The organism is Prosthecobacter gellanilyticus (assembly GCF_007992435.1).
Classification (GTDB): Bacteria; Verrucomicrobiota; Verrucomicrobiia; order Verrucomicrobiales; family Verrucomicrobiaceae; genus Prosthecobacter; species Prosthecobacter gellanilyticus.
The window spans coordinates 55,157-81,829 of the sequence record NZ_BKAG01000012.1 but is presented as its reverse complement, the minus strand read 5'-3'; the positions used below and the strand labels follow the sequence as shown (position 1 = coordinate 81,829).

General features: G+C 59.6%; 18 protein-coding genes. 15 read left to right on the top strand and 3 right to left on the bottom strand.

Going from position 1 to position 26,673, the window contains the following annotated elements:
- Positions 1 to 237 precede the first annotated feature (237 nt).
- Positions 238 to 813 (bottom strand): c-type cytochrome domain-containing protein, encoded by a 576-nt coding sequence (locus BGE01nite_RS10405; RefSeq protein ID WP_146850388.1) that lies wholly within the window; start codon positions 811 to 813, stop codon positions 238 to 240.
- A 183-nt stretch (positions 814 to 996) separates the two neighbouring features.
- On the opposite strand from BGE01nite_RS10405, the gene BGE01nite_RS10400 reads away from it, so the two are divergent.
- The 3 genes from BGE01nite_RS10400 to BGE01nite_RS28955 all read left to right on the top strand — a co-directional run bounded on the left by BGE01nite_RS10400 (position 997) and on the right by BGE01nite_RS28955 (position 2,748).
- Positions 997 to 1,887 carry a tyrosine recombinase XerC gene (locus BGE01nite_RS10400; RefSeq protein ID WP_146850387.1) on the top strand — a complete coding sequence of 297 codons (891 nt, stop codon included), beginning with the start codon at positions 997 to 999 and terminating at the stop codon, positions 1,885 to 1,887.
- 99 nt (positions 1,888 to 1,986) lie between these two features.
- Positions 1,987 to 2,394 (top strand): hypothetical protein, encoded by a 408-nt coding sequence (locus tag BGE01nite_RS10395; protein WP_146850386.1) that lies wholly within the window; start codon positions 1,987 to 1,989, stop codon positions 2,392 to 2,394.
- Between the two features lie 186 nt (positions 2,395 to 2,580).
- On the top strand, positions 2,581 to 2,748 hold the full coding sequence (locus BGE01nite_RS28955) for a hypothetical protein (protein WP_170266717.1): 168 nt from the start codon (positions 2,581 to 2,583) through the stop codon (positions 2,746 to 2,748).
- Between the two features lie 92 nt (positions 2,749 to 2,840).
- On the opposite strand, the gene BGE01nite_RS10390 is transcribed toward BGE01nite_RS28955, so the two are convergent.
- Positions 2,841 to 3,644, bottom strand: coding sequence for a c-type cytochrome (locus BGE01nite_RS10390; protein ID WP_170266716.1), 804 nt, complete (start codon positions 3,642 to 3,644; stop codon positions 2,841 to 2,843).
- Positions 3,645 to 3,819: 175 nt separating this feature from the next.
- On the opposite strand from BGE01nite_RS10390, the gene BGE01nite_RS10385 reads away from it, so the two are divergent.
- From BGE01nite_RS10385 to coaD, 6 genes are all read left to right on the top strand, one after another.
- A complete protein-coding gene (locus tag BGE01nite_RS10385; protein ID WP_146850384.1) occupies positions 3,820 to 4,149 on the top strand; it encodes a hypothetical protein in 330 nt (109 codons plus the stop codon).
- A 73-nt stretch (positions 4,150 to 4,222) separates the two neighbouring features.
- The gene (locus BGE01nite_RS10380; RefSeq protein ID WP_146850383.1) at positions 4,223 to 6,616 is read left to right on the top strand and encodes a fused MFS/spermidine synthase; all 2,394 of its coding nucleotides are present in this window, start codon (positions 4,223 to 4,225) and stop codon (positions 6,614 to 6,616) included.
- Positions 6,617 to 6,665: 49 nt separating this feature from the next.
- Positions 6,666 to 8,087: a DUF1501 domain-containing protein gene (locus BGE01nite_RS10375; RefSeq protein WP_146850382.1), complete on the top strand. Its 1,422-nt coding sequence runs from the start codon at positions 6,666 to 6,668 to the stop codon at positions 8,085 to 8,087.
- Between the two features lie 209 nt (positions 8,088 to 8,296).
- Positions 8,297 to 10,846, top strand: coding sequence for a DNA gyrase subunit B (locus BGE01nite_RS10370; protein WP_146850381.1), 2,550 nt, complete (start codon positions 8,297 to 8,299; stop codon positions 10,844 to 10,846).
- A gap of 108 nt (positions 10,847 to 10,954) precedes the next feature.
- Entirely contained in the window at positions 10,955 to 13,534 is a 2,580-nt protein-coding gene (gene gyrA, locus BGE01nite_RS10365; RefSeq protein ID WP_246145699.1) for a DNA gyrase subunit A, read from the top strand.
- Positions 13,535 to 13,557: 23 nt separating this feature from the next.
- On the top strand, positions 13,558 to 14,040 hold the full coding sequence (gene coaD / locus BGE01nite_RS10360) for a pantetheine-phosphate adenylyltransferase (protein WP_146850379.1): 483 nt from the start codon (positions 13,558 to 13,560) through the stop codon (positions 14,038 to 14,040).
- Between the two features lie 124 nt (positions 14,041 to 14,164).
- Here the strand turns inward: coaD and BGE01nite_RS10355 are convergent, their stop codons facing one another.
- The gene (locus BGE01nite_RS10355) at positions 14,165 to 16,444 is read right to left on the bottom strand and encodes a WD40 repeat domain-containing protein (protein ID WP_146850378.1); all 2,280 of its coding nucleotides are present in this window, start codon (positions 16,442 to 16,444) and stop codon (positions 14,165 to 14,167) included.
- Between the two features lie 124 nt (positions 16,445 to 16,568).
- Here BGE01nite_RS10355 and BGE01nite_RS10350 point away from each other — a divergent pair, with 124 nt between their 5' ends.
- From BGE01nite_RS10350 to BGE01nite_RS10325, 6 genes are all read left to right on the top strand, one after another.
- On the top strand, positions 16,569 to 18,284 hold the full coding sequence (locus BGE01nite_RS10350) for a DUF4407 domain-containing protein (protein ID WP_146850377.1): 1,716 nt from the start codon (positions 16,569 to 16,571) through the stop codon (positions 18,282 to 18,284).
- 161 nt (positions 18,285 to 18,445) lie between these two features.
- A complete protein-coding gene (locus tag BGE01nite_RS10345; protein WP_146850376.1) occupies positions 18,446 to 19,804 on the top strand; it encodes a cytochrome-c peroxidase in 1,359 nt (452 codons plus the stop codon).
- Between the two features lie 170 nt (positions 19,805 to 19,974).
- Positions 19,975 to 22,809: an aminomethyl-transferring glycine dehydrogenase gene (gcvP, locus tag BGE01nite_RS10340; RefSeq protein WP_146850375.1), complete on the top strand. Its 2,835-nt coding sequence runs from the start codon at positions 19,975 to 19,977 to the stop codon at positions 22,807 to 22,809.
- 52 nt (positions 22,810 to 22,861) lie between these two features.
- Complete coding sequence (gene tnpA / locus BGE01nite_RS10335; protein WP_146850374.1) at positions 22,862 to 23,308, top strand: IS200/IS605 family transposase; 447 nt, start codon at positions 22,862 to 22,864, stop codon at positions 23,306 to 23,308.
- 487 nt (positions 23,309 to 23,795) lie between these two features.
- Positions 23,796 to 26,081, top strand: coding sequence for an FdhF/YdeP family oxidoreductase (locus tag BGE01nite_RS10330; RefSeq protein WP_146850373.1), 2,286 nt, complete (start codon positions 23,796 to 23,798; stop codon positions 26,079 to 26,081).
- 59 nt (positions 26,082 to 26,140) lie between these two features.
- Entirely contained in the window at positions 26,141 to 26,662 is a 522-nt protein-coding gene (locus BGE01nite_RS10325; RefSeq protein ID WP_281292045.1) for a glutathione peroxidase, read from the top strand.
- Positions 26,663 to 26,673: the final 11 nt, after the last annotated feature.

Here is a 26,673-nt window from a genome sequence, read left to right as displayed (position 1 = left end):
ATCAAGCCGGATCGGTCTGAAACAACGGTCAACCATCGTCAACAATCGTAAACGGCTCTCTTCCACCCCGATCAGGTCGGATCCACTCGGATCGTCCCTGACTGGCGTGCATCGAGCCACCAACCATCGTTGAACCTTTGGCCCGCGAGTGTCTGCACTCACAGCCCATCTCCTTCAAAAACCAAATCTTCCTACCCTCAATCTTTCTACCAAAAATCAAAGCCTCCGAGCCCCTTCTCACTGAGCCGAATCCTTCGCCTGCTGCTGGCTCGCCGCATCCAGCTTGCTCAGAGGATACGCCATCTCCTGGGCATTCGCCGGCATCTTCAGGATCACATTTTCACCTTCCAGGCGGAGGAATCCCGCCTTGATCTTCTTCCCTTCAAAATTCGTCCAGGTCATGATGGGGGGCAACCCCGGCTTTGCCAGGCCCCTCTTGGCCGTCGGCACCATCTTCGGCCCCTTGCCATCCAGAGAGGCGCCTTCCACGATCCACTGCCGCAGCTTCTCAATCTGGTCGGCGGGCAGATTCTCATCCGGCGGCATGTGCGCATCGTGGTTCGGATTTGAAATCACCTCCAGGAAATGGCTTTCACCGGGGTCGCCGGGAACGATCGCACCCTTGGGGCTGATGTCCTTTTGCAGTGTCTCCAGGTCATCAAAGACGTAGCCCGCCTTCTTCTTCCCGGTCTTGTTGCTGTGGCACTCATAGCAGTTCTTCTCCAGAATCGGCACAATGTCCTTCTTAAAGTCAGCCGCAGCGGCTGGCAGAGCAGAAATCAGGAGAAGGGGCAGGAGGGAACGGCAATTCATGCGTGTGAGTGGGGGAGACAATGCACCCAAACAAACGCCGTGAAACTCGAAACCTTAGGCCGAAGTATGCCCATCGTCCCAACCTCGCTCCCGCATTCGTCATTGATGCTTCGGATTTCGTCATTCCGTCTAGCAGCTCCTTGACCCTAGCACCTCCCAACCACACCTCTAGATCAACCGTCCATGCTCACCCAGATCGAAAGCTTCATCCTGCACCTCGCCACAGAGCGCGGGTTGTCGGTGAACTATCAGCTTCTGGTGCGGCGGGTGCTGGAAGGTCTCGCCTCATGGCTAAAAGAGCATCGGGAAGTCGAAGACACGGCTGCCGTGACCACAGCCATGCTCACGGACTATCTGGCACGGCGGAAAAAGGAAGGTCTTGCCGCCTCAAGCGCACGGGTGGAGCTTGTTGCCGTGAAGATCTTCTTCCGCTGGCTGGCGGCTCGTGGTAAGCGGGTGGGAGATCCGGCCGAGCCCATCCTCCCGCCGCGAGTGGAGAAGCATCTGCCCGGCACCCTGAATGAGGAAACCGCCCGGCAACTGGTGGAAAGCATCACGGGCAACAGCGCCTTGGATCGTCGGGACCGCGCCATCCTGGAGCTCTTCTATGCCAGCGGTCTGCGGCTCTCGGAGCTCGTCCATGCCCGCCTGGAAAACCTGAGCCTGGAGGAAGGGTGGATCCGTGTGGTGGGGAAGGGGAACAAAACCCGCCTCTGCCCCGTCGGCGGAGCGGCCAGGGACGCCCTGCAGGCCTACCTGGATCTGGCTCGACCGGAGCTGGTCGGCCCAAAATCTCAAAGTCACATCTTCCTTTCCATCCGCGGGACTGACCTCACCCCGGCACGGGTCCGGCAGGTGGTGGAGGAGCGGGCTACAGCTTCCGGGCTCAGCGTCCACGTGTATCCGCACCTGCTGCGGCACTCCTTCGCCACGCACCTGCTGAACAACGGCGCTGATCTGCGCGTGATCCAGGAAATGCTCGGTCATGCGGACATCTCCACGACCCAGATCTACACCCATGTAGACCAGAAGCGCCTGAAGCAGGTGCACCGGAATTTCCATCCCCGGGCCTGAAAGCACCCAGGCTGGCACTTTTCCGGAATAAAAGCTGCTCCGCTAGAGTCTCATAAATCGAACGTTTGAGTCTCTAGCAGCACAATACGTTAGTCCACCATGCCCGCCTCAGCCCTCCAGATCATGCTCGCCCTGCTCATGGCAGTGCCGCTGCATTTCTGTTGCTGGATGGGCCTCATGAAGCCAGCCGGGGGCGAGGAAGCCTGCATGTCCTGCCACCAGTTCCTGACGCCGGAAGAGCGTTCGGAGCTTCCCGCCGTACCTCCAGCCAAAGACCGCCACTGCGAATGCTGCGACGGTACGCTCCAGCGCGACCAGACACCGGTCGCCCTCAGCGCCCCGAAGGCGCTGCTGCATGTGCTGCCGATGATTCCCTGGGCAGAGGTCTCCTATGTGCTTCTGCCTGTTCTGGCACCGGTTTCCCAGAGGCACATCCTAGCGGATGAACGACCGCCGCCCGATCCCAAGGTGCCGTTGTATCAGCGTCACTGCGCGCTGCTCATCTGAAGCCATCGGGCTTTCACCGGCGACGATGAATCCATCGTGCCTGTGAGCACCCATGGTCGGGTGTGCCAAGCCCCGGCGTGAGACCCACGCACCGCCCTTTTGCGGGATGACCATGCCTGCATGCGTCAAGGACGACTTATCTCAGATTCAGATATTCAAACTCAAAGTCTAACATTCTTTAATACCATGAAAACGATTCTCACCACCCTCGCCATCGCAGCCCTCTCAACCGGCCTCTTCGCCGGTGAAGCCTGCAAGAAATGCTGCTCCGACAAAGGCAAGACCTGCGCCGAATGCTGCAAGGATGCTGGCAAAACCTGTGGCAAGGACTGCTGCAAAGAAAAGGAGAAGTAATCACGGCTAATCATCCGTGATCTCAAGCCGCCGTCATTCGCACCCCGGATGACGGCGGTTTCATTTGGGGGCAGTGTCACGCTTTGAGGCGTTCACGGCTTGGCGTCCGCCTTCGTGTTCGTGCTCTCACGCGGCGGTGCATTCCCCAGGGTCGGCCCGTCCGGCAGCTTCAGCGTGGAGAGATACGCGATGATATCCCACCTCTGTTCAGGCTTCAAAACAGTCTCAAAACTCACCATCGGCGTGCCATTCATCCCCGTGGCCAGCACCCGATAAACATCCTCCGGCCGATCCCCGCATCGCAGATGTGGCTGGCGCAGATCAGACGGACGCGAAGCCTGCCCCCAGATGTCCTTCAACGTAGAAGCCACAGGCCCTTTGCCATCCGCTTCAGCACCATGACAAGCCAGGCAGTTCAACTGGTAGAGCGCCTTTCCCGAGGCTGCGTGCACGGCCATTTCTTTATCATCCTCAAACCACTCTGGCTTTGCTGGAAGCACCATCGGCTCCGCAAAATTCTCCGGCTTGCGCCAGCGGCGTGAGAAAGTCTTCACATACTCCATCACCAGCGTGATGTCCCGGTCACCGAGCTTGGAGAAAGCACCCATCGCCGTGCCGGTGAGACCATGCTTGATCGTAAAGCGCAAATCATCATCCGTGGGCAGACGGCCAAAAGGCGTGGTGCGGAACTTGAACATGCCTTCGCGGAAGGAGCGCGGCTGCGGCACCAACGTCCCCGCCATCTCCCCCTTGCCATCACCACGCACGCCGTGACAGAGCATGCAGTTCCGCTCAAAGATGAACTTCGCCTCCATGTACCCGTTCAGATCCAGTTCCGCGGCGATGGCGCCACAGGCGGTGATGAACAGCAGGAGAACAGAAACAGAAAGACGCATTCGGTGGGCAGCACGCAGGCACACTGTATAACGCATCCGCCTCATCTCGCGAGTCCGCGAATGTTGCGCTCATTGAGGCCAGGATTGCATTCCCATCCGCCTTTGGCCGGAGGTCGGCTTTACCGAGTTGCCTGGCCATGAGTGTGGCTCATGGTGGCATCGTTCTCTTCGCCTCATGAAACCCTTCACTGAAACTCAGGAAAAGCTTCTGCTCGGCCTCGCTCTCTTTGGCTTCATCGTGCCCAACGGCATCTTCATCTACTATGCGCTGGCCGCTCCGGCCGTCATGATGGCGGCCCTGGCCAATGAAGTGTCACTCGTGTTCATCCTGGAGGCCTTCTTTCTCATGTTCCTGTTTGCCTGGCTGCTCCATCGCCGTGGCATCCGCTCTCCGGGCTGGCTGGCCTTCATCATCATGTCCTTGATCGGCAGTCTGGCCTTCAGCGTTCCAGCCTGTCTCTATTTAGTCAGCCGAAAGGCCCGCCGCGCAGCCCCCGCGCCCTGACCTCGGCGTAACAGGGTAAAAAAGACATCGCCATGGTGGAAGGTGGTGGGCTAGGCTGCGTTTCAGCCCACACATGCATTTGCTTTTCTCCCTGCTGAGCCTGCTCAGCGCCTTCCTTCTGTTTCAGGTCCAGCCGGTCATCAGCAAATTCATCCTGCCATGGTTTGGCGGCAGTCCTGGCGTGTGGACCACCTGCATGCTCTTCTTCCAGATCGTGCTCTTCGGCGGCTATGCCTATGCTCATGCGCTGACACGGCTGCGCCCGAAGGCGCAGTGGATCGTCCATTCGGTGCTGCTTCTAGTCGCACTCATCTTCCTCCCCATTGCTCCTGGCGACTTCTGGAAGCCTGCGGGCAATGAAGAACCTGCGGGGCGCATCCTGCTGCTCCTTCTAGGCACGGTGGGCCTCCCATACTTTGTGCTCTCCAGCACCAGTCCGCTGACTCAGGTCTGGTTCACGCGAGCCATGCCCGGCAAGTCGCCATGGCGGCTCTACGCCCTGTCAAACCTTGGCTCTCTGGCCGCGCTCCTGACCTATCCCTTTCTCATCGAGCCCAGTTGGGATGTCACCCAGCAGACCTGGGTTTGGTCTGGCGGCTTCGTGCTGTTTGCCGGCCTCTCCCTCTGGCTCGCCAAAAAAAGCGTGAGCCTGGCTCCGGTAACATCCGCTCCCGAGGCAGTCGTGGCCAGCGGTCCCGAAGGCTTGCTTGTGCCTCCAGCTGAACCGGAAGTTATCGAGCAACCTGCCACACCTCGCTGGTGGCAGCGTCTGCTTTGGGTGCTCCTTCCAGCCGCCGCCAGCGCGCTGCTGCTGGCCACGAGCAACCACGTCTCTCAAGACGTCGCCGTGGTGCCCTTCATGTGGGTGATACCGCTGAGCCTGTATCTTCTGACCTTCATCATCTGCTTTGAGCACGAGCGCTGGTATGGCAGCTGGTTCTGGGCGCTGCTGGCTCTGGGCATTCTCTTTGTCACAGCCGTCGGCAAGAAGCTCGATGTCACCGCCGAGCCGATGCCTAACTATCTTTTCTCTCTCGGCTGGGCCTTCGCCGCGGTCTTCGCCGCCTGCATGGTCTGTCATGGCGAGCTCGCCCGCTTGAAACCCCGCACCTCCCATCTCACTGAGTTCTACCTCCTCATGTCCCTTGGCGGTGCTCTCGGTGGCTTGCTCGTGAGCTTGGTCGCTCCGCAGGTCTTCGTTACCTATCTGGAGTGGCCGCTCGGACTCATCGTCTGCTTCGTGGTGGCTTGGTGTGCCTGGGCCGCCTGGGTCTGGCGCAGCAGCTTCCGGAGATTGGCCATCACTGTGGGCGCATTGGCACTCGCCGCTGGCATCGTGCATTGGAGAGCGAAAGCATACGTCCAGCCGCTCACCGATCAGCAGCACTGGAGATCTGTCCTCGCCGAGATCCTGGCCAGTTTGGACAAAGCTTTCTACAAATGGCTCAAGGCCCTGCCTTCAGTCACCCAGAACCAGATCATCTCTCTGGAAGACCCGAAGGAGTGGGCGCTCTACGCCTGTGTGACGGTCGCAGCCCTGGTCCTCGCCGTTCTGATTTATCGCCAGCCACGGCGCGCCGCGAACTACCTCGTCATCGTGGCCTCTTTCGGGCTCGCGGCCAGCGGAGTTTACTCTCTTCAAGACCAGACTCTCACCGTCGACAAGCGCCTCGAGCGCGTGCGCAATTTCTACGGCGCCTTGAATGTGGACGAGGAGTGGTCCGACGTGCTGGACAGCCAGTCCCGCACGCTGACCCATGGAGGCATCATCCACGGCAAGCAGAGCACGACCACGGCGCTGCGGGAGCAGCCGGTGACCTACTACGGGCATGAGAGCGGCATCGGCAAGGCGCTGGACACGCTGGTCAACCGCCCGGATGCCCGCGTGGGCATCGTCGGCATGGGGGCCGGCACCACGGCCTGCTATGCGCAGGCAGGGCAGGTCTGGCGCTTCTATGAGATCAATCCGGAGATCCCTCGCCTCGCCACCAAATACTTCACCTACCTCGCGGATGGTGAGAAGCGCGGCGCGAAGATCGATACCGTCCTCGGCGATGCCCGCCTTATGCTGGAGCGTGAACCCGACCAGAAGTTTGACGTGCTGCTGCTGGATGCCTTCAGCGGCGATGCCATCCCCATGCACCTGTTGACGCAGGAAGCCTTTGCCATCTACAAGCGGCACATGAAGCCGGATGGCATCATCGCAGTGCATGTGACCAACAGCTATCTGGCGCTGGCTCCCGTGGTGAACAAGCTCGCCGACAATATCGGCTGGAAGACCACCCGCGTGATCACCGAGGTGGAGGAGGAACGTGACCTGGACTCCACGGACTACGTGATGGTAACGGTGAACGAGCCGTTTCTCCAGGCGAACAAGCCACACGAGCCCGAGGCCAAGGAACCCGACGACGTCCCCCTCTGGACCGACCGCCGCCACGACCTCTTCCAGATTCTCATGGTGGAGTGAGGCGAAGTGATGGAAAGCCCCTCCAGCCGACGATTGTCCTGTGCAAGCCATGTCCCATCCCGCCTACGATTCCGCGGCGCATGCACTGAGTGTCCGCCGCCGCACCTTTCTCACCCAGTCCGCCTTTGGCCTGGGTGGCATGGCTTTGGCTTCGCTCATGGATCAGGCCCAGGCGGGGCAGCCTGGAGCCATGGGGAAACCGCACCTGCCGGTGAAGGCGAAGCGTGTCATCTTCCTCTGCATGGCGGGCGGTCCGTCTCACCTGGAGACTTTTGACTGGAAGCCGAAGCTCAAGGAACTGGACGGCAAAGCCTTTCCGGAATCCTTCACCAAAGGCCAGCAGCTCGCCCAGCTTCAAGGCGCCGAGCTCAAGGCACGCGGAGCCTTCTGCGAGTTCAAGAAGTGGGGCCAGAGCGGCCAGGAGATTTCCGAAGTCTTCCCGCACATCGGCTCCATGGCCGATGACCTCTGCATCATCCGCTCCATGCAGACAGAGCAGATCAATCATGACACGGCGCACGCCTTCATGAACACCGGCAGCATCATCAAAGGCCGCCCCAGCATGGGCTCCTGGCTGCTTTACGGCCTCGGCTCGGACACTAGTGATCTGCCAGGCTTCGTGGTGCTCACCTCCGCTGGCAAGACCGGCCAGCAGCCGGTTTCCGCACGTCAGTGGTCGGCCGGCGTGCTGCCCAGCAAGTATCAGGGCATCCTGTTCCAATCCAAAGGCCAGCCCGTGCACTACCTCGGCAGCCCGGACGGCGTCTGCCAGAGCATGCAGCGTCAGGTCGTGGAGGAAATCCAGCGCCTGAATGGCATGCTCGCCCAGGAAAAGCTCGATCCCGAGATCCAGACGCGCATCGCCCAATACGAAATGGCCTTCCAGATGCAGTCCAGTGTGCCGGACCTCATCGACATGAAGAGCGAGCCGAAGCATGTCCTGGAGTCTTACGGAATCAAAGAGCCGGGCGATGGCAGCTTCGCCTCCAACTGCCTCCTCGCCCGTCGTCTCGCCGAGCGCGGCACGCGCATGATCCAGCTCTACCACCGCGCCTGGGATCACCACGGCGGTATTGTGGAAGGCATCAAAGCCGCCGCTCAGGACGTCGACAAAGCCACGGCAGCCCTTATCAAAGACCTCAAGCAGCGTGGCATGCTGGATGACACCCTCATTCTTTGGGGCGGCGAATTTGGCCGCACGCCGATGGGGCAGGGGACTGGCCGCGATCACCACATCCTGGCCTTTAATGTCTTCATGGCAGGCGGCGGGGTGAAGCCCGGCTTCAGCTACGGAGCCACGGACGAGCTCGGTTACCGCGCTGTGGAAGACGTGGTGCACGTCCACGATCTCCACGCCACCATGCTCCATCTTTTGGGCATCGACCACAAGCGCCTCACGGTCAAATTCCAGGGCCTGGATGTCCGCCTCACGGGCGTGGCCGGAAACCTGGTCAAAAAGGTGCTGGCCTGAGGCCGCTGAGGCCCACTTTTGGCCCCCTTTCCAGGGAGGTTTGTGCATACCGGAAAATTCGGTTCCGGGAGGGGGTGAAAAAACGCTGTTCAAACGCATAAAACCCTTTGCACCGGGGGGCATCTTGCTAGTCTGAAAACCAGCCCATCGAGCACGTTTCTGGAGTGGTGTTTTGGACAGACTCAGGCGATGGCAACCCGACATCCTCTATGCCAGACGAAAATCTTGATTCTATCGGATCAAACTCAACCGCCGTTGCTGCTGACCAAGCCTACGGCGCCTCGCAAATCCAGCACCTGGAAGGCCTGAAGGCTGTCCGTCTCCGCCCGGGGATGTACATCGGCGATCCCGATGAGCGCGGCCTGCACCACTGCGTGTTTGAAGTCGTCGACAACTCGATCGATGAGCACCTCGCCGGTCATTGCAAAAACGTCTGGATCGCCATTCACAGTGACGGCTCGCTCAGCGTCGAGGATGATGGCCGCGGTATTCCCGTGGAAATGCATCCCAAAGGCATGCCGACGGTCGAGCTCGTGCTCACCAACCTGCACGCTGGTGGTAAGTTCGGCGATGGCGCTTATGAGTTCTCCGGCGGTCTTCATGGCGTCGGCGCGAAGTGCGTGAACGCCCTTTCGGATTGGTTCAAGTGCGAGGTCTATCGCGATGGCAAAGTGCACGCCATCGGCTTTGAGCGCGGCATCACCACCGAGCCCCTGACGGTGCTCGGTGAACTGGACGATCCGAAGCGCACCGGCACGAAGATCAGCTTCTATCCAGACGCCACGATCTTCACCATCACTACCACTTTCGTTTTCGAGCGCCTGCTGACCCGCCTTCGTGAACTGGCTTTCCTGAACCCAGGCATCCGCATCACCTTGGTGGATGAGCGCGGTGAAACGCCAAGGCAGGAAGTGCTCTTCTACCAGGAAGGCGTGAAGCAGTTCGTCCGCGAACTCGGCGCTGACAAAGACAAGATCCATCCAGAGCCGATCGCTCTCGCTGGTCGTCGTGAGGTGGTCATTGATGACAAGAACAAGTTCATCCTCGTGGACTGCGTGCTGCAGTGGAACAAGGGCCTCAATGAGCAAACTCTCTGCTTTGCCAACGCCATCCCGAATCCGGACGGTGGCACGCATTACAGCGGCCTGAAAGCCGCCCTCACCCGTGCGGTGAAGGCCTACATCACGAACAACCCGAAGAGTTTTAAAGACAAGCTGCCGGACATCGAGAGCGATGACTGCCGCGAAGGTCTGATCTGCGTCCTGAGCGTGAAGCTGCCAAACCCGCGCTTCAACTCCCAGACGAAGGTGAAGCTGGTGAATGGCGAGGTCGAAGGTGTGGTCAGCTCCATCGTCTATGAGGGCCTCATGCGCTTCCTCGATGAGACGCCGGACACGGCTGTGACGGTGATCAACAACATCATCATCGCTGCCCGGTCACGCGAGGCCGCCCGCAAGGCCCGTGAAGCCATCCGTAAGGACGCCATGAGCAGCGGTGGTCTGCCTGGCAAGCTGGCTGACTGCTCCGAGCGCGATCCGTCGAAGACTGAGCTGTTTATTGTCGAGGGTGACTCCGCCGGTGGTTCCGCCAAGATGGGCCGCAATCGTCACAATCAGGCCATCCTTCCTCTTCGTGGTAAGCTTATCAATACCGAGAAAGCCCGCCTGGAGAAGGTGCTCCAGAACAAGGAAGTGCAGACCATGATCACTGCCATCGGCACCGGCATCGGTGGCGACAGCGAGGTCGAAGGCTCCTTCAACATCGAGAAGCTCCGTTACCACAAAATCGTCATCATGACCGATGCCGACGTCGATGGCTCTCACATCCGCACTCTGCTCCTGACCTTCTTCTACCGTCAGATGCCTGAGCTCGTGAAAGGCGGCCACATCTATGTCGCCCAGCCACCACTGTATCAGGTCACACGTAAAAAGCGTGAGGAGTATGTGCAGGATGACAACCAGATGGAAGCCATGCTCCTTGAGATGGGCTCCGGCGAGATCAGCCTGCGTAACATTGCCGATGGCAGCAAGGTCGCTGACGATAAGCTCAAGGCCATTCTCGAGCAGCTGGTGCCTGTAGCCAAGTTCGCAGACATCATCCGCCGTCATGGTGGTGACTTCGAGGCCTATCTCCAGGCTCGCGATGAAGCCTCAGGAACACTTCCACACTACCTCGTAACCATCCGCGAGGGCAATGAAGTGGCCATCAAGTATTTCCTCGGCAATGAGCAGCTCGCTGCCTTCGCCCGCGAGAACAATGACCTGCATCTTTTCGGCAAACCCGAAGCCGATGAGGCGAATGGAACGACGGCACCGAAAGCCCACCGCCGTGCCCGTTTGATCGAAATTCACGAAGCCAACGGCATGAAGCGCCGCTTCAAGCAACTCGATGAACTCGGCCTGCATGTAGACCACTTCAGCAGCCAGGACAAACCACTCTTCGAGGTCATCGAAGGTGAGGGCGACCACGCCAAGGTTCACCCCGTCTTCAGCATCCCCGGCATCCTTGATAAAGTCATGGAGATCGGCAAACGCGGCATGGAGATCAAGCGATTCAAAGGTCTGGGCGAAATGAACGCCAAGCAGCTTTTCGAAACCACCATGGACCCGATCAAGCGCACACTCCTCCAGGTGAAGCTCGACGAGAGCAACGCTCAAGAGGCCGAGCGCATGTTCACCATCCTCATGGGCGACGTCGTCGAACCCCGCAAACACTTCATCGAAGAGAACGCCCTGAACGTGCGCAACCTCGACGTCTGATCCCTCCTCACTTTCGCCAAGCACTTTCGACTTACGTCCATGCAAGATTCCAATACCCGGCCCATTTCCGTAGCCGACGAGGTCAAGAATTCCTTTCTTGATTACTCCATGTCCGTCATCATCTCTCGCGCGCTGCCGGACGTGCGAGATGGTCTGAAACCCTCTCAGCGCCGCATTCTGTATGCGATGCATGAGCTGGGCCTCTATCCGCCGAAGAAGCAGATGAAGTGCGCGAAGATCTGCGGTGACACTTCCGGTAACTATCATCCGCATGGTGAAGCTGTCATTTACCCCACGCTCGTCCACATGGGCCAGCCATGGGCAATGCGTGAGACACTGATCGATCCCCAGGGAAACTTCGGTTCGGTGGAAGGTGACCCTCCGGCGGCCATGCGATACACGGAAGCCCGCATGACGCCACTCGGCGGCACGCTGATGTCCGACATGGAAAAGGACACGGTCGACTTCGTGCCTAACTATGACGAGCGTCTCACGGAACCCACCGTTTTCCCGGCTGCTTTCCCAAACCTGCTCGTTAATGGCGGCACCGGTATCGCCGTCGGTATGGCCACGAACATGCCACCTCATAACCTGGGCGAGATCGTCGACGGTGTCTGCGCGCAGATTGACAATCCAGCCATCACGGTCACTGAGCTGAGCCAGTTCATCAAAGGTCCGGACTTCCCCACGGGATGCGTCATTCACGGACTGGATGGCATTCGCGAATACATGGCCACCGGTCACGGCAGCGTGCGTGTTCGCGGTCAGGCAGAGATCGTGGACAACAATGGTCGCGAGCAGATCATCATCACGGAGATCCCTTATAACGTGAACCGCGCGGAGTTGGTGAAGCGCATTGCCGAACTCGCGAACGAAAAGGTCATCTCAGACATCGTCGCCGTGCGCGATGAGTCCGATGAGAACACCCGTGTGGTGGTCGATCTGAAGCGCGATGCCCGCCCGCAGGTGGTGCTGAACAACCTCTACAAGTTCACCGCGCTCGAGAGCAGCTTCAGCATTCACATGCTGGCCATTGATGGTGGCCGCCCGCGCGTGCTGAGCATCAAGGACGCCATTGGTTGTTACATAGAGCACCGCCGCGAGGTCATCATCCGCCGCACACGCTTCCTGCTCAGCAAAGCCGAGCAGCAGGCTGAAAAGCTGGAGGCTTACCTCCTCGCGCTTGGCCATCTCGATGACTTCATCAAGATCATCCGTGACAGCCGCAACCGCGACGAAGCACGCATCGGCCTGAAGGCTTACCAGTTCAGCACCGAGACCGCCATGCGCCTCGGCATCCTGATCCGCAATCAACCGAGCATCCAGGGTGACCGCTATGTCTTCACCGACACGCAGGTGGACCAGATCCTGGAACTCCGCCTCTATCAGCTCACCGGCATGGAGCGTGACAAGATCAAGGCGGACTATGATGAGCTTCTCGCCACGATCACGGACCTCATGGACATTCTGGCCCACGAGCACCGCGTGCTGACAATCATCAAGGACGAGCTCCGCGCCATCAAGCTCAAGCACGGCAACGGCCGTCTGACCCGCATCGATGCCAGCGGCGGTGGCATTGAGACCATCGACCTCATCCCGAATGACGCGAACATCGTCACCCTCACGCACCTCGGCTATGTGAAGCGCACACTTACTAATGAGTACCGCCTGCAGGCCCGTGGTGGCAAGGGCTTGAAGGGCATGGAGACCCGTGAAGCCGTGAGCAAGGAAGACAAGAACGACTTCGTGGAGACGCTCTTCAGCGCCAACATGCACGACTTCCTGCTCTTCTTCACGAACACCGGCCGTGTCTATGTGGAGCGTGTGTATCAGCTCCCTGAAGCACCGCGCACCGGCAAGGGCCGCAGCATCAAAAACGTGCTCAACCTGGGCCCTGAAGAGAAGATCAACAGCGTCCTGCGTCTGGAAGCCCAAGGAGTGGAAGACGACGCCATGTGGAGCCCCGAGAAATTCGTGCTCTTCGCGACCAAGGACGGCACCGTGAAGAAGACCTCGCTGGATGCCTTCAAGAACTACCGCAAGGCCGGCATGAACGCGATCAACATCGAGGAAGGCAACGACCTCGTGGATGTCGTGCTCACCGATGGCAAGAGCGAGATCTGCTTCGCCACTCGCGACGGCATGTGCCTCCGCTGTGAGGAGACAGACATCCGCGCCATGGGCCGTGGAGCTGCTGGTGTGCGTGGCATCCGTCTGGATGAAGGTGACTTCCTTGTCGCCCTCACCGCTGTGGTTCCGGGCACTCAGTTGCTCGTCGTTTCGGAGAAGGGCCTCGGCAAACGCACTCCATTTGAGGAGTACCGTCTCATCAACCGCGGTGGCAAAGGCGTGAAGACCATCGACATCACCGAGAAGACCGGCAAGGTCGTCGCGGCCATGGCCGTGCACAATGATGACGAGCTCATGCTCATCACCAGCAAAGGTCAGAACGTCCGCATCCGCGTCGGTGGCGACAAAGGCATCCGCGAAACCGGTCGTGTGGCCCAGGGCGTGAAGCTCATGGACCTTAAGAAGGACGAGACCATTCAGGATGTCGCCACGGTGATCGCTGAAGAGGAAGACGCCACAGAGACCGAGGCTGGTGAAACAGCCGAAGCCGCTGAAACTGGCGAATCCACGACCGAGTCACCACCGGAAGCTCCCGGCGAAACCTCCACCGAGGCCTAACAAAAATCATCCCACCTTTCGCCATGCGACGAGCCATTTATCCAGGTAGCTTTGACCCCATCACGAACGGCCATCTCGATGTCCTTCAGCGTGCGGCCGGCATCTTTGATGAGTTGATCGTCGCCGTGGCGAAGGACAATGCGAAGCAAAGTTTGTTCAGCGTGGAGGAGCGTGTGGAGATGCTCAGCCTCGCCACCGAGCATCTGCCAAACCTTCGCGTGCTGCCTTTCGAGGGCCTGCTGGTCGACTTCGCCCGCAAACAAAAGGCGATCGCGCTGGTGCGCGGCCTGCGTGCGGTGAGCGACTTCGAGTTCGAGTTCCAGCTCGCCCTCATGAACCGCAAACTGGAGCCGAACCTCGAAACCCTCTTCCTCATGCCCCGCGAAGAGCTGACCTACATCAGCAGCCGTCTTGTGAAGGAAATCTCTCGCCTCGGTGGCAACGTCAACCAGTTCGTCCCGCCACACGTGGTCACGGCGCTGAAAAAGAAGCAGGGGAAGAGGTGAGGTTCGGGTTATCGTGAAATGCCTAACAAGGCGCAGACGGCACAGAATACGCCAAGGTGGTAAAACCCCGGTGGCTTCCCGCTAAACACAACTCACATCACTGGCATTGTATCTTGGGAGGCCCTCATTTTCCGTCCAGGCAGGCTTTCAGCACAGCTTCGAGTGCCTCCTCACTCCACACGGCGGCCAGCTCAGCGGCAGATAGCGGTCGGGTGGTATCGAGGTCGGTCCACCTCAGATAGGCTTTGGCTGCTTCGGGTCCATAGTATTTCCCTGAAGCCATCTCCCAGAGTGTTACACCCTTGGCGAGAAAATGGAGCCGCAGCAAGGGCTGCCCCGTGGCGAGATCCACGAGAATGGGCCGGGCTCCATGGCCGCACAGCCATAGGTGCTTCTGGCTAGGCCCGAAGCCCACTGGCATGAGGCCTGTTTCGTCGGTAAAGCGCTTCCACGATCCGATCTGGTATTTCACCCGCCCTTCCGCATCCACCACAATGCCCGTGAAAGGTGACTTAAGGATCTGCCAACTGACTGCCAGACTTGGAGCGGACGAGTGCGTGAACCCATCCGTGTAGGTGCCGCTGGGAAGGGTGAACTTGTTCTCCGGACCCGCCGAACCAACTGCATAACTCCACCAGTGGCGCTCGCTATCAATCCACCCGATATGCCCTCCATCAGCGGATACCAACAATGCCTGTGGCATGCAGCGGGGCAGCGTAAACTCAGCGACGGCCTGCCAATCGGGCGCCCTCCTGAGCACCAACTTTTTTTCGTCCTGATCTTGGTGCAGCACCCATTGTGCATCCGGCGAAGCCATCCACCCCGTCCCAATGAACAGCGGGAAACTATGGATCGCTGCCTTTTTTCCATGACTGAACGAATGGACCGTCATCTCACTATTCGAGCGCAGCCAGAGTGAATCACCAATGCACTGAACATCAAAGACTGAAGACTCCCACTGAACCTCGAGAGGCTTCACGGTGCCATATTCGTAACGCTGCCAGCCGGTTTGTGTCGATAGGATGAAAGAGTCTGTCGAGGATGAATGCCTCGGCTGTGGCGAAGCTACGTCGGAGGCAGTCTTCCATTCCAGCGGATGATGGCAATCGACGATGCTCCAGTCTCCCTCAGGGGTCTTGATTGCCAGCATCCCGCCTGCGGAAGACAATGCGATAGATTCTCTGACATCCACGACCCTGTCACCAAGATGTTTGGTGCCAAACTTTCGGACAAGTTTTCCAGTGCGGGCATTGATGAGTTGAATGCCATTGCTGCTCGGCACAGCGAGAGTGCCGCTGTCTGCCGACCATGCCACACCTTCTTCGAACACCTTTCCCTGGAGGTCGGCGGCGGCTATGGACTTGCCGTTTGGATCATACACAGCCCATCGGCCAAGGGTGCCCCCCAACCAACGGCTGCCATCTGGCGATGGCAAGTACGTCCGTCCACGCAGGGATTCGACTACTTGGAAACCCTTCTCTGGCTCATCGGCATTGGCCAGCAGCGCCCCCGAAGAAGTGGCGAGACTGATCCAAGAGGCCTGCGACGTGCTATGGGAATAATAGAATGGATTAGGCTGTTGGGGAGCAAACCTTGCCGACTCCAGGAGGTCCTTGTCCAGAATGTATGTCGTGCGACCGCTCATGCACACAGCAGTCCGGCCCTGGCTGATGGAGTGGACACTGGCGCAAATGCTGTTGCTGGGTGCCTGCCATTGGGCGACGACTTTTCCCTCAGGCCACTGTATACGGGCCACCCGGCCAGCGTAGCCCTCCCGGTCAGCGAAGGCCAACGTAACGCTGGAGGACGTGAGGCCGGTGAGCTCCGTGGCGACCCCATCGGATGACCAAGCCACCTTTCGGGTTCTGCGATTGGTGATGATTGCCTTCCCATTCTCGATGGTTCCGATCCACTCGCCATCAGATGAAGCTACCAAATGTTTTGCCAATGGAACACCCGATGAAGGCAAAGTATGAAGCAGGTTACCTGTAGCCGTTTCCCAGACGCGCACTTCCCCCAGATCGCTTATTGAGATCAGGATCTGGTCATTGCGTGCCCAAGCCACCAGAGACGGATCTAGCCCCAGGGCCATCTCCACGGCAATCTCGGCAGGACTGGCGGCCGGCAGGAAAAACAGACATAGGCCCAGCCACAAAGACCAAAAACTTGACGGTCTGGCTTGCTTTCTTGGGTGAGATTCACGGCGGATCGTCATACCTTTGATCGCATGCTGGGCAGGCCACATGCCCGACTTGGCCGCAGCCTCAAGTTCAGGACTGTGTTTCAGCGCGACGGTGGATAATGCCGACAGAGCAGGGAGGGGAACGGTGGCAATGACTCGAGTTGAAAAAGAATGGAGGAATGCCGGAAGGTTCATGTGCAGCGCGGAAAGACTGGGCAGCAAGAGGGAAAGACTGCCAATTGTTTTTTGGGTGCATTACGCGGTTCACGGCGGTTGACACCTGAACAGAATCCCACACTCTCTCGTCTGAGGTTTCCACCCTCGCCCCCCCCCAAACGCCCTCATTATGAGCACCCTCGACCGTCTTGAACGCGTCTTCTTCTGGCTCGCCGGAGCCAGTTCCGATAACCTCGACGCCTGCCCGGCCTGGGAACGACGCAAGTACGTGGCCTTCGGTGCCACCGTCCTCGTTCCTTCCACCTTCGCCACCATCGCCTGCGCCTATGCCCTGTCCACGTTGACGGATAATTGGTTCGTCATCGGCGCCGTGTCCCTGGTCTGGGCCTTCATCATTCTCACGGTGGACCGCGCCCTGCTGGCCACCTACCGGGCCTACCAAAACATCTTCCGGAAGATGTCCCAGTTCGCCCTGCGTATCGTGGTCGCTGGCCTGATGGGCATCACCATCTCCCACCCGCTGACCCTGTTGCTTTTCCGGGACACCGTCACCTCCGTGATCGAAAAGGAGCGTGATGCCGAGATCGATGTCGCCCGCAAGGAAGCTGTGGCTCAAAAGGCAATCGTGGAAGCCCGCGTGAAGACCCTGGAAACTGAGATCGCCACGCAGCGCGAGGCTTGGAATGCCAGCTTCAATGCCAAGTTTCTCGATGAAAACGGCAAGCCCATGGAGAAGCCGCTGACGGACAACGAGAAGAAAGCCAAGGCTGAGCGCGAAGCCAAGATCGCCGAAGCCGTGAGCCCCGGAAAGCTCCGTCTTGAAACGCTCGACAAGGAGATGGCGAAGATGAGCGCCGACTACCAGAAGATCGCCGCCGAATTGAATCAGTGGCAGACTGACTTCGAGCGTGAAGTGAACGGCCAGCGCAGCGGCATTGTCGGCCTCGGCCCTCGTGCCAAGAGCATCCAGGAAGACCAGCTTGCCTGGCGCCGCGCCGAGTCCGCCCGCCTCAGTGGCGTGCTGGACACGATGACCAAAACCCGCGTGGCTGTCGTGGCTGAGATCAAGGCCGCCGAAGACGGCGTGAATGCCGCGCTCGATGCCAAGGCCGCGGATGAAGCCGCCAAGCTTAAAGCCGAGCAGACCCGCATTGAAGCCCTGCGCCAGCAGGTGCAGCAGCAGCAGGCTGATCAGTTCGTCGGCCAGCAGAACTCCATCCGTGAAACCTTGAAGGCGCAGATCGATGCCCAGCTTCTGCAGCTTAAAGGCCTTCACGATGAGATCACCCGCCTAGCCAATGATGAGGAAACACGCATCGCCGGCATCCGCGCCGAGCCTCGCCGTGACATCCTCGCCCAGACCAAGGCCCTGCATCATCTCTTTGAGAACGATGCTGAAGGAGGCCACTTCGCCTACATCGCTTACATCGTCCTCTCCTTGCTCTTCATGCTGGTGGACACCATCCCGCTGGTCGTGAAGTTCTTCTCGAAGCCCGGCCCGTATGACTGCCTGCTCGACTGCGAGGAAGTGAAGTTCTCCCGTGAGCGTCTGGCCTTCCTCAAAGGCTTTGACCGCTACATGAAGCAGCTTGTGGACAGCCCCTTCCTGCACATCACGCAGAACCGTCCGCTGGAGCGCGCCTTGATCGAAGGCGTGGACCGCAGCCGTGCGGCCAAAGCCTTCCTCGAGCACCTCATGGAGCTCGAGCAGACCTTCCAGGAAAAGCTACGCCTCGACCGAGAACGCCAGGCTACCCAAGGAGTCGGCGCTCAGGCGGAGATGCTGGAGGAAATGGCCGCCAAGTTCTATGGCGACATGCGCGAGCGCATGGAGTCCTTCTTCCGCGACGACGGCCGCCGCACCCCGGTCACAGCCAGGGCTTGAAGTCCTCTTTGTTAAGCCCGTGTAAAGTTTTGCGTAGCCGGACAGGCCTTCCTGTCCGGCTAATTGCGTTTTATACCCTTTTTTGTTAAGCCGGGGTAAAGTGTCTGGTCGTGTGAAGCGCTGCGGAGAAAATAGCATCGTCAAACAACCTTCCCAGTGCCATGAACTCCCGCCTTTGCACCCTCAGCCTGCTGCTGTTCACCTCCCTCAGCGCCACCGCCCAGGATGGCGTGGTAGACCTGACCAACCTCGCGAACTACGCCGCTCAAACCCGCCCGGGTTACATCGTGCGGGACAACACCCCAGGCGGTGCCGGTGCCAACCCCATCACCAATCTGGGAGCCACTTTGGGCAGGGTGCTGTTTTATGACAAACGCCTCTCGCGCAACAGCACCATCTCCTGCTCATCCTGCCATCAGCAGGCTGCGGCTTTCGGAGATACTGCCACGGCCAGCACAGGCGTGGCAGGCACCACCGGCCGCCATTCCATGCGCCTGGTGAACAGCCGCTTCGCCCAGGAGGTGCGCTTCTTCTGGGATGAGCGCGCCACCTCGCTGGAAAACCAGACCACCCGCCCCATTCAGGATCACACGGAAATGGGCTTCAGCGGCACCTCGGGAGATCCAGCTTTCACTGATCTCGTCACGCGGCTCACCGCCATCGAGGAATATCGCGTCCTCTTTGCCGCAGTGTTTGGAAACTCCACCATCACCGAAACCCGCGTTCAGCGCGCACTGGCCCAGTTCGTTCGCAGCATCCAGTCCTTCGATTCCAAATATGATGCCGGCCGCGCCCTCAATGCCGACAATCAGAACTTCGCGAATTTCACAGCTGCGGAGAACCGGGGCAAACAGCTCTTCCTCGCCCCTCCAGGCGGCGGCGGTGCGGGCTGCGCTGGCTGCCATCGCCCCCCGGAGTTTGATATCGACCCCAACAGTCTGAACAACGGTGTCACCACCGGTTTCAGCGGAACGGACCTCACCAACACACGCTCGCCCAGTCTGCGTGATCTCCTGAACCCTGTGGGTGGCTCCAACGGGGCATTGATGCATGATGCCAGCCTGGCCACGCTCGGAGCGGTGATCAATCACTACAACACCATCCCCGCTGACAACACGAACCTGGATCCACGCCTCCGCCGCCCGGGAGGTAACGTGCAGAACCTGAATCTTACCACCCAGGAGAGGAACGACCTCGTGGCTTTCCTCCGCACCCTCACGGGCAGCACCATCTACACGGATGCGAAGTGGTCCAGCCCCTTCAATGCCAGCGGCCAGATCAGCCTTATCGTGCTGCCTACAGTCGCCACGGACGTGCAGGCCACTAGCACAGGCGCTGCCACGGTGGTCTCGAAAGGTGTCCCTGGTCTTCCCTACGCCGTGCAGGCCTCCACGAATCTCAGCACCTGGACCACCATGACCACCATCACGGCCCCGGCGAACGGCGTGCTGCAGCATGCTATCACCACCACCGGAGGAGCCGTCTTTTACCGCTTCACCTACACCCCTCCGACATCATAAAACATGGGTTGGAGAAGTGTCAGGGCAGGGAATTCATCCGCAAAGGCCGTCTTCGGGCGGCCTTTGCCTTTTCCTAAGGTGGCGGGCTGAAAAACGGCCAATAGTACACTGCGACCGTTTCCCACACTTGCCGGGGGGCAAAAGCTCGTTTTCATCCGCCCCTCTCTCTCATGCCCACAGCTCCCGCCTTCGCCCCACGTCACCTCGGACCCTCGGCCTCGGAACAGGCCGCCATGCTGGAAACTCTCGGCGTGAAAAGCCTGGATGCGCTCATCGACCAGGTCGTGCCCGAGGCCATCCGTCAGCGGAGTGAGCTGAACCTGCCAACAGCACTGACCGAAGAGCAGGCCCTGCGCCGCCTCCGTCAGATCATGGACCGCAACAAGGTCATGCGCAGCTTCATCGGCATGGGCTATCACGACACCTTCACGCCGCCGGTCATCCAGCGAAACATCCTGGAGAACCCAGGCTGGTACACCGCCTATACCCCTTATCAGCCCGAGATCAGCCAGGGCCGCCTCGAGGCCCTGCTAAACTTCCAGACCATGATCTGTGATCTCACCGGCCTGGACGTGGCAAACGCCAGCCTCCTGGATGAAGGCAGCGCCTGTGCCGAGGCCCTCACACTGGCTCATGCCCAGGTCAGCGGCAGCACCCGTGTCTTTGTTTCTGATCACTGCCATCCGCAAACCATCGCCGTGGTGAAAACACGCCTGCAGGCTCTCGGCGTACAGGTTGTGGTCGGTGACACGCTGGAGTGGAAAAAGGATGGTGGCACAGTTGGTTATGCCGCTGTGCTCGTGCAGTATCCGGACACGCTCGGTGTCATTCACGATTACAGCGAGCTTGCCACCGAGGTGCATGAAGCAGGCGCCCTCCTAGTCGTCGCGGCAGATCTTCTGGCTCTCACTCTGCTGAAAGCTCCCGGCGAGTTCGGTGCGGACATCTGCGTGGGCAATAGCCAGCGCTTCGGCGTGCCTCTCGGCTTTGGTGGACCTCATGCTGCCTTCATGGCCGTGAAGGATCCCCTCAAGCGCCGCATCCCTGGCCGCCTCATCGGTGTTTCCAAGGATGCTGAAGGCCGCCCCGCCTATCGCCTCTCCCTGCAGACTCGCGAGCAGCACATCCGCCGTGAAAAGGCCACCAGCAATATCTGCACCGCCCAGGTGCTTTTGGCCGTCATGGCCAGCATGTATGCCGTCTACCATGGTCCGGAAGGCTTGAAAAAGATCGCCCTGCGCGTGCATGGAGCCGCCGTCTGGCTGGCTGCCGAACTCATGGCTGCGGAACTCGATGTCGCCGCCGACGACTTCTTCGACACTCTCACCGTGCGTGTGCACAAGGCGGATGAGGTCCTTCGCTCCGCGCTGTTGTTCGGCATCAATCTCCGGAAGATCGATGACACCCACATCAGCATCGCCCTGGACGAGCGTGTCACGAGTGAAGAATTGGTTAGTCTCGCCGCCGCCCTTGGCATCAAGACGCCACGCCAGGCCCCGGACCTCGATGCGGATGTCGATCCGCATTTCTCCGCGCTCTATCAGCGTGAGTCCTCCTTCCTGACGCACCCCGTCTTCAATCGCTATCATTCCGAGACGGAGATGATGCGCTACCTGCATCGCCTGGAGGCACGTGATATCGCCCTGAACCGCAGCATGATCCCGCTCGGCTCCTGCACCATGAAGCTCAACGCCGCGGCCGAGATGATGCCGCTGAGCTGGCCCGAGGTGAACGCCATCCATCCCTTCGCTCCAGCGAACCAGACGGAGGGCTATCGCGCCATGTTTGCCGAGCTTGAGGAATGGCTCGCGGAGTCCACCGGCTTTGATGCCGTGTCTCTCCAGCCCAATGCGGGTTCCCAAGGCGAGTATGCCGGTCTCCTGGCCATCAAACGCTTCCACGAAGCTCATGGACAAGGGCATCGAGATGTCTGTCTCATCCCCACCAGCGCGCACGGCACCAACCCGGCCAGCGCTGTCATGTGCGCCTTCAAAGTGGTGCCCGTGGCCTGTGATGATCAGGGAAATATCTCGCTCGAAGACCTGAAGGCCAAGTTTGAGGCCAATACCGGCAAGGTCGCCGCCCTCATGGTGACCTACCCGAGCACGCACGGCGTGTTTGAAGAAACCATCATCGAGATCTGCCGCCTCACGCATGAGCACGGCGGTCAGGTCTACATGGACGGCGCAAACATGAATGCGCAGGTGGGCCTCACCTCACCAGGCCGCATCGGCGCGGATGTCTGCCACCTGAACCTGCATAAGACTTTCTGCATCCCTCATGGCGGTGGCGGCCCGGGTGTCGGTCCCATTGCTGTCGCCGCGCATCTACGCCCACACCTTCCAGGTCACATCACCTGGACAGACAAGGCCGAGGGCGCCGTCTGTTCCGCCCCCTGGGGCAGCGCCAGCATCTGCACCATCTCCTGGATGTATGTGGCCATGATGGGCACCCAGCTCACCGATGCCACGAAGCTCGCCATCCTGAACGCGAACTACATCGCCAGGAAGCTGGCCCCGCATTTCCCCACGCTCTACAAAGGCGGCAACGGCTATGTCGCACATGAGTGCATTCTCGACTTCCGCCATTTCAGCAAGGTCACCGTCGAAGACGTGGCGAAGCGTCTGATGGACTTCGGCTACCACGCCCCCACCATGAGCTGGCCGGTCGCTGGCACCCTCATGGTCGAGCCCACCGAGAGCGAGAGCAAGGCCGAGATCGACCGCTTCTGCGAGGCCATGATCTGCATCCGCGGCGAGATTGCCGGCATTGAGGAAGGCCGCTTCCACGCCACAGACAATACCATGAAGCGCGCTCCGCACACTGCCGAGTTCGTGACGAAGTCTGACTGGCCGCACGCCTACACCCGCGAGGCCGCCGCCTACCCGCTCGCCTGGGTGAAGGAGTCCAAATACTGGCCCCCCGTCGCCCGCGTCGACAACGTCCACGGCGACCGCCACCTCATCTGCTCCTGCCCGACCGTGGAGGAAGCGGCGGCAAGCTAGTTATGTCGTCAGGCACCTGAGAGAATCAAATGTTAGGCGGATTGCTTTCATCATGCCATCCACCCACACATCGCTGCACTATCACTTGGTCTTCAGCACCAAGAGTCGTGAACCTTGGTTGAACCCGGAGGCCGCCAATCGCTTGCACCACTACTTGGGCGGCGTTCTTCGCGGGTTGGGCGCGCATTCACATGCGGTAGGTGGAGTGACCGATCATGTGCATGTGGCCGTTGGCCTGAAAGCCACTCACCGCCTTGCCGATGTCATGCGAGAACTGAAAAGCGAATCATCCCTCTGGATGCACTCCGAGATGAAGCTTTCCGGATTTGCGTGGCAGGACGGCTATGGTGCCCTCACCTTCGGCGCCCAGGATCTGGAAGAAGTCCGCAGCTATGTGCTTCACCAGCCGGAGCATCATCGCGTCCGCACCTTCCAGGAGGAGTATGTCGAGATGCTAAAACGCGGCATGGTCGAATACGATGACCGTTACCTCTGGTGAATGGTGAAGAGGCGAAACCTCGCCATCAGGCTCACCTCACACGACACGCCACCTTATTCGATGCAGTGTGACAGAAGTCCTCATGCCACTGGAGAGGTAGATCCGCACCGGGATGTCGGAATGGCACATGCCCCCGGCAGGGGGCAAAGCTGGTAGCCAGGGGTGGAGCGAGGAACGAGCGGAACCCCTGGACCCCGACGATACACCCGCAATTTTCTGGCCCGCGCCCTGGAAGGGCGCGAGAAAGGAACGGACGCCACGGTGCCTCCGAATGGACAGAGGGCTTCCGAACTTCTCGCGCCCTTCCAGGGCGCGCCAATCTTGTGGTTCGCACCTCCATCGTTCCAGGGGTTCCGCTGCGCTTCACCCCTGGCTACCAGCTTTCGAGCCTCCAGCTCGCATACCGGCCTGACGGGCAATTCCTCCACCGTTGCCCGGACTCCAACAGTTGACGGCATTCGTAACTTCCACGACATCCCGTCCCCCCATGTCATCCCCCAAAGACATCTCTCCGCAGCCGCCCTCGAAGTTCACTGGCATCCAGGTCGGCAAGACCAAGACCAGCGCTGCTGGCGTGCCTGCGGTCACGAACTCGCTGAAGCACATCTACGGCAGTGCCGGCCTGCTTCGTGGCACGGAGGCCATGCTGAAGCTAAACCAGTGGGAAGGTTTCGACTGCCCAAGCTGCGCCTGGCCGGATCCAGATGATCACCGCAGCGCCTTTGAGTTCTGCGAAAACGGCGCCAAGGCCATCGCTTCCGAAACCACGAAGAAACGTGTCACCCCGGAGTTTTTCGAAGAATACAGCGTCGCCGAGCTCGCGGGCTGGAGCGACTATGAGATGGACCAGGCCGGCCGTCTCACGCATCCCATGATTCTGCGCGAGGGCGATACGCACTACCGCGAGATCTCCTGGGATGATGCTTTCAATCTCATCGGCAAGGAGCTGAATGCACTGGCATCACCGGACGAAGGGGTCTTTTACACCTCGGGACGTGCCACCAACGAGGCGGCCTTCCTTTACCAACTGTTTGTTAGAAATTTCGGCACCAACAATCTGCCGGATTGCTCCAACATGTGTCACGAGTCCAGTGGCGCGGCCATGAATCAAAGCGTGGGCGTGGGGAAGGGGACCGTGACGCTGAAGGATCTCGAAACGGCAGAGACCATCCTCATCATCGGTCAGAATCCAGGTACAAACCATCCGCGCATGCTCAGCAGCCTTCAGAAGGCCGTGGAAGGCGGAGCCACCATCATCGCGGTGAACCCGATGAAGGAAGCTGGCCTCACCGGCTTCATGCATCCGCAGCAGGTGAAAGGAATGATCGGCAAGGCCACGGCACTGGCAAAACAATTCCTCCAGGTGAAGCTCAATGGCGACCAAGCCTTGCTCAAAGGCATCGCCAAGACACTCATCGAGGATAGAACGATCGATGAAGCCTTCCTCAACACACACACCAAGGGCTTCGAGACCTATCGTGAGCATCTGAAGAGCCTCAATTGGAACGAGCTCGAAAGCGTCTCCGGTATCGCCAAAAGCGAGATCCAGAAAGCCGCTCGCCAATGCGCTAGCGGCGAGCGTAAAGTCATCACTTGTTGGGCCATGGGCCTGACCCAGCATAAGAATGCCGTCGCCACCATCCAGGAGGTGGTGAACATCCATCTCATGTTAGGCGCGCTCGGGCGTGACAGTGCGGGTCTCTGTCCTGTTCGCGGTCACAGCAATGTGCAGGGAGATCGCACCATGGGCGTGTTTGAGAAGATGCCTGAGTGGTTCATGGACAATCTCGAAAAGGCCTTCGAGTTCAAAGTCCCACGCCATCATGGCTGGGACGTGGTGAATGCCATCAAGGCCATGCATGAGGGCCCGGGAAAAGTCTTCTATGCACTCGGCGGTAACTTCCTCCAGGCCACGCCGGACACTGAATACACCGCCGAAGCGCTGCGCCGCTGCTCATTGACCGTTCATGTCTGCACAAAGCTGAACCGCAGCCACATCATTACCGGCCGCACGGGCTTGATCCTGCCATGCTTCGGCCGCAGTGAGATGGACTGGCGAAACGGTGGTCCGCAGTTCCTCACGGTCGAAAACAGCATGAGTGTCGTGCATCAGTCACAGGGCCAGCTCGATCCCGCATCTCCTCATCTGCTCAGCGAACCTGAAATCGTGGCACGCACGGCGGCAGCGACTCTGGGAGAGCGTTCTTGTGTCGACTGGCGCTGGCTCGTCGAGGACTATGATCGTGTTCGCGATATCATCGAGCGCGTCGTTCCTGGCTTCCATAATTTCAATGAGCGCGTGCGTCATCAGGGAGGCTTCTACCTGCCGAATGCAGCTCGTGAACTGGACTGGTCAGGCATCGGAGGCAAGGCCATCATCTTCACCCATCCGCTGGCCTGTGTGCAGCCGGAGAAGGATCAGCTTCTGCTCCAGACCTTCCGCAGCCATGATCAGTTCAACACCACCGTCTATGGCTTGAACGACCGTTACCGCGGCATCGGCAATGAGCGCCGTGTCATCTTCATGAATCCACAGGACATGAAGGATCGTGGCATCAGCCCGGTGACGCCGGTGGACATCACCAGCCACTTCAAAGGTGCCACGCGTGAGGCCAAAAAGTTCCTCGCCATCCCCTACGACCTGCCCGCCGGCAGCACCGCCGCCTATTTCCCCGAGGCCAACGTGCTTGTCCCAATCGATAGTTATGCCGATGTCAGTCTCACTCCGACTTCAAAGAGCGTGGTGATCACGGTAAAAGCTTCGGAATCGTGATGCTTTGAAGGGAGCCGTGCTATCGGTTCGTTGTTGGAAGCACCTACTTCACTCTCACCATGAAAATACTCCTCGCCGCGCTTCTCATGATCGCCACATCGCTTCTCTCCGCAGACCTCCAGAGCATCGAGCTCAAGACCATTGACGGCAAAGAGGCCTCCTTGAAGGACTATGCTGGAAAGGTGCTGCTCATCGTCAATGTGGCATCGGAGTGCGGCTACACCGGTCAGTATGCAGGGCTCCAGGCCCTGCATGAAAAGTATAAAGACAAGGGTTTCGCCGTGCTCGGCTTCCCCTGCAATGACTTCGGTGGCCAGGAGCCGGGGAGCGAGTCAGAGATCAAAACTTTCTGCACCAGTCGCTACAACGTGACCTTTCCGATGTTCTCCAAGGTGAAGATCACCGGCGGGGACAAGCACCCCTTGTATGCTGAACTCACGGGCGGCACCGACGTGCAGTGGAACTTTGAAAAGTTCCTGATCGGCAAGGATGGCAAGCTGATCTCCCGCCATGGTTCGGATGCTGAGCCCGAGGGAGGAGACATTGAAACCGCGGTGAAGAAAGCTCTCGGGCTGCCTTGACCCTGCATGCG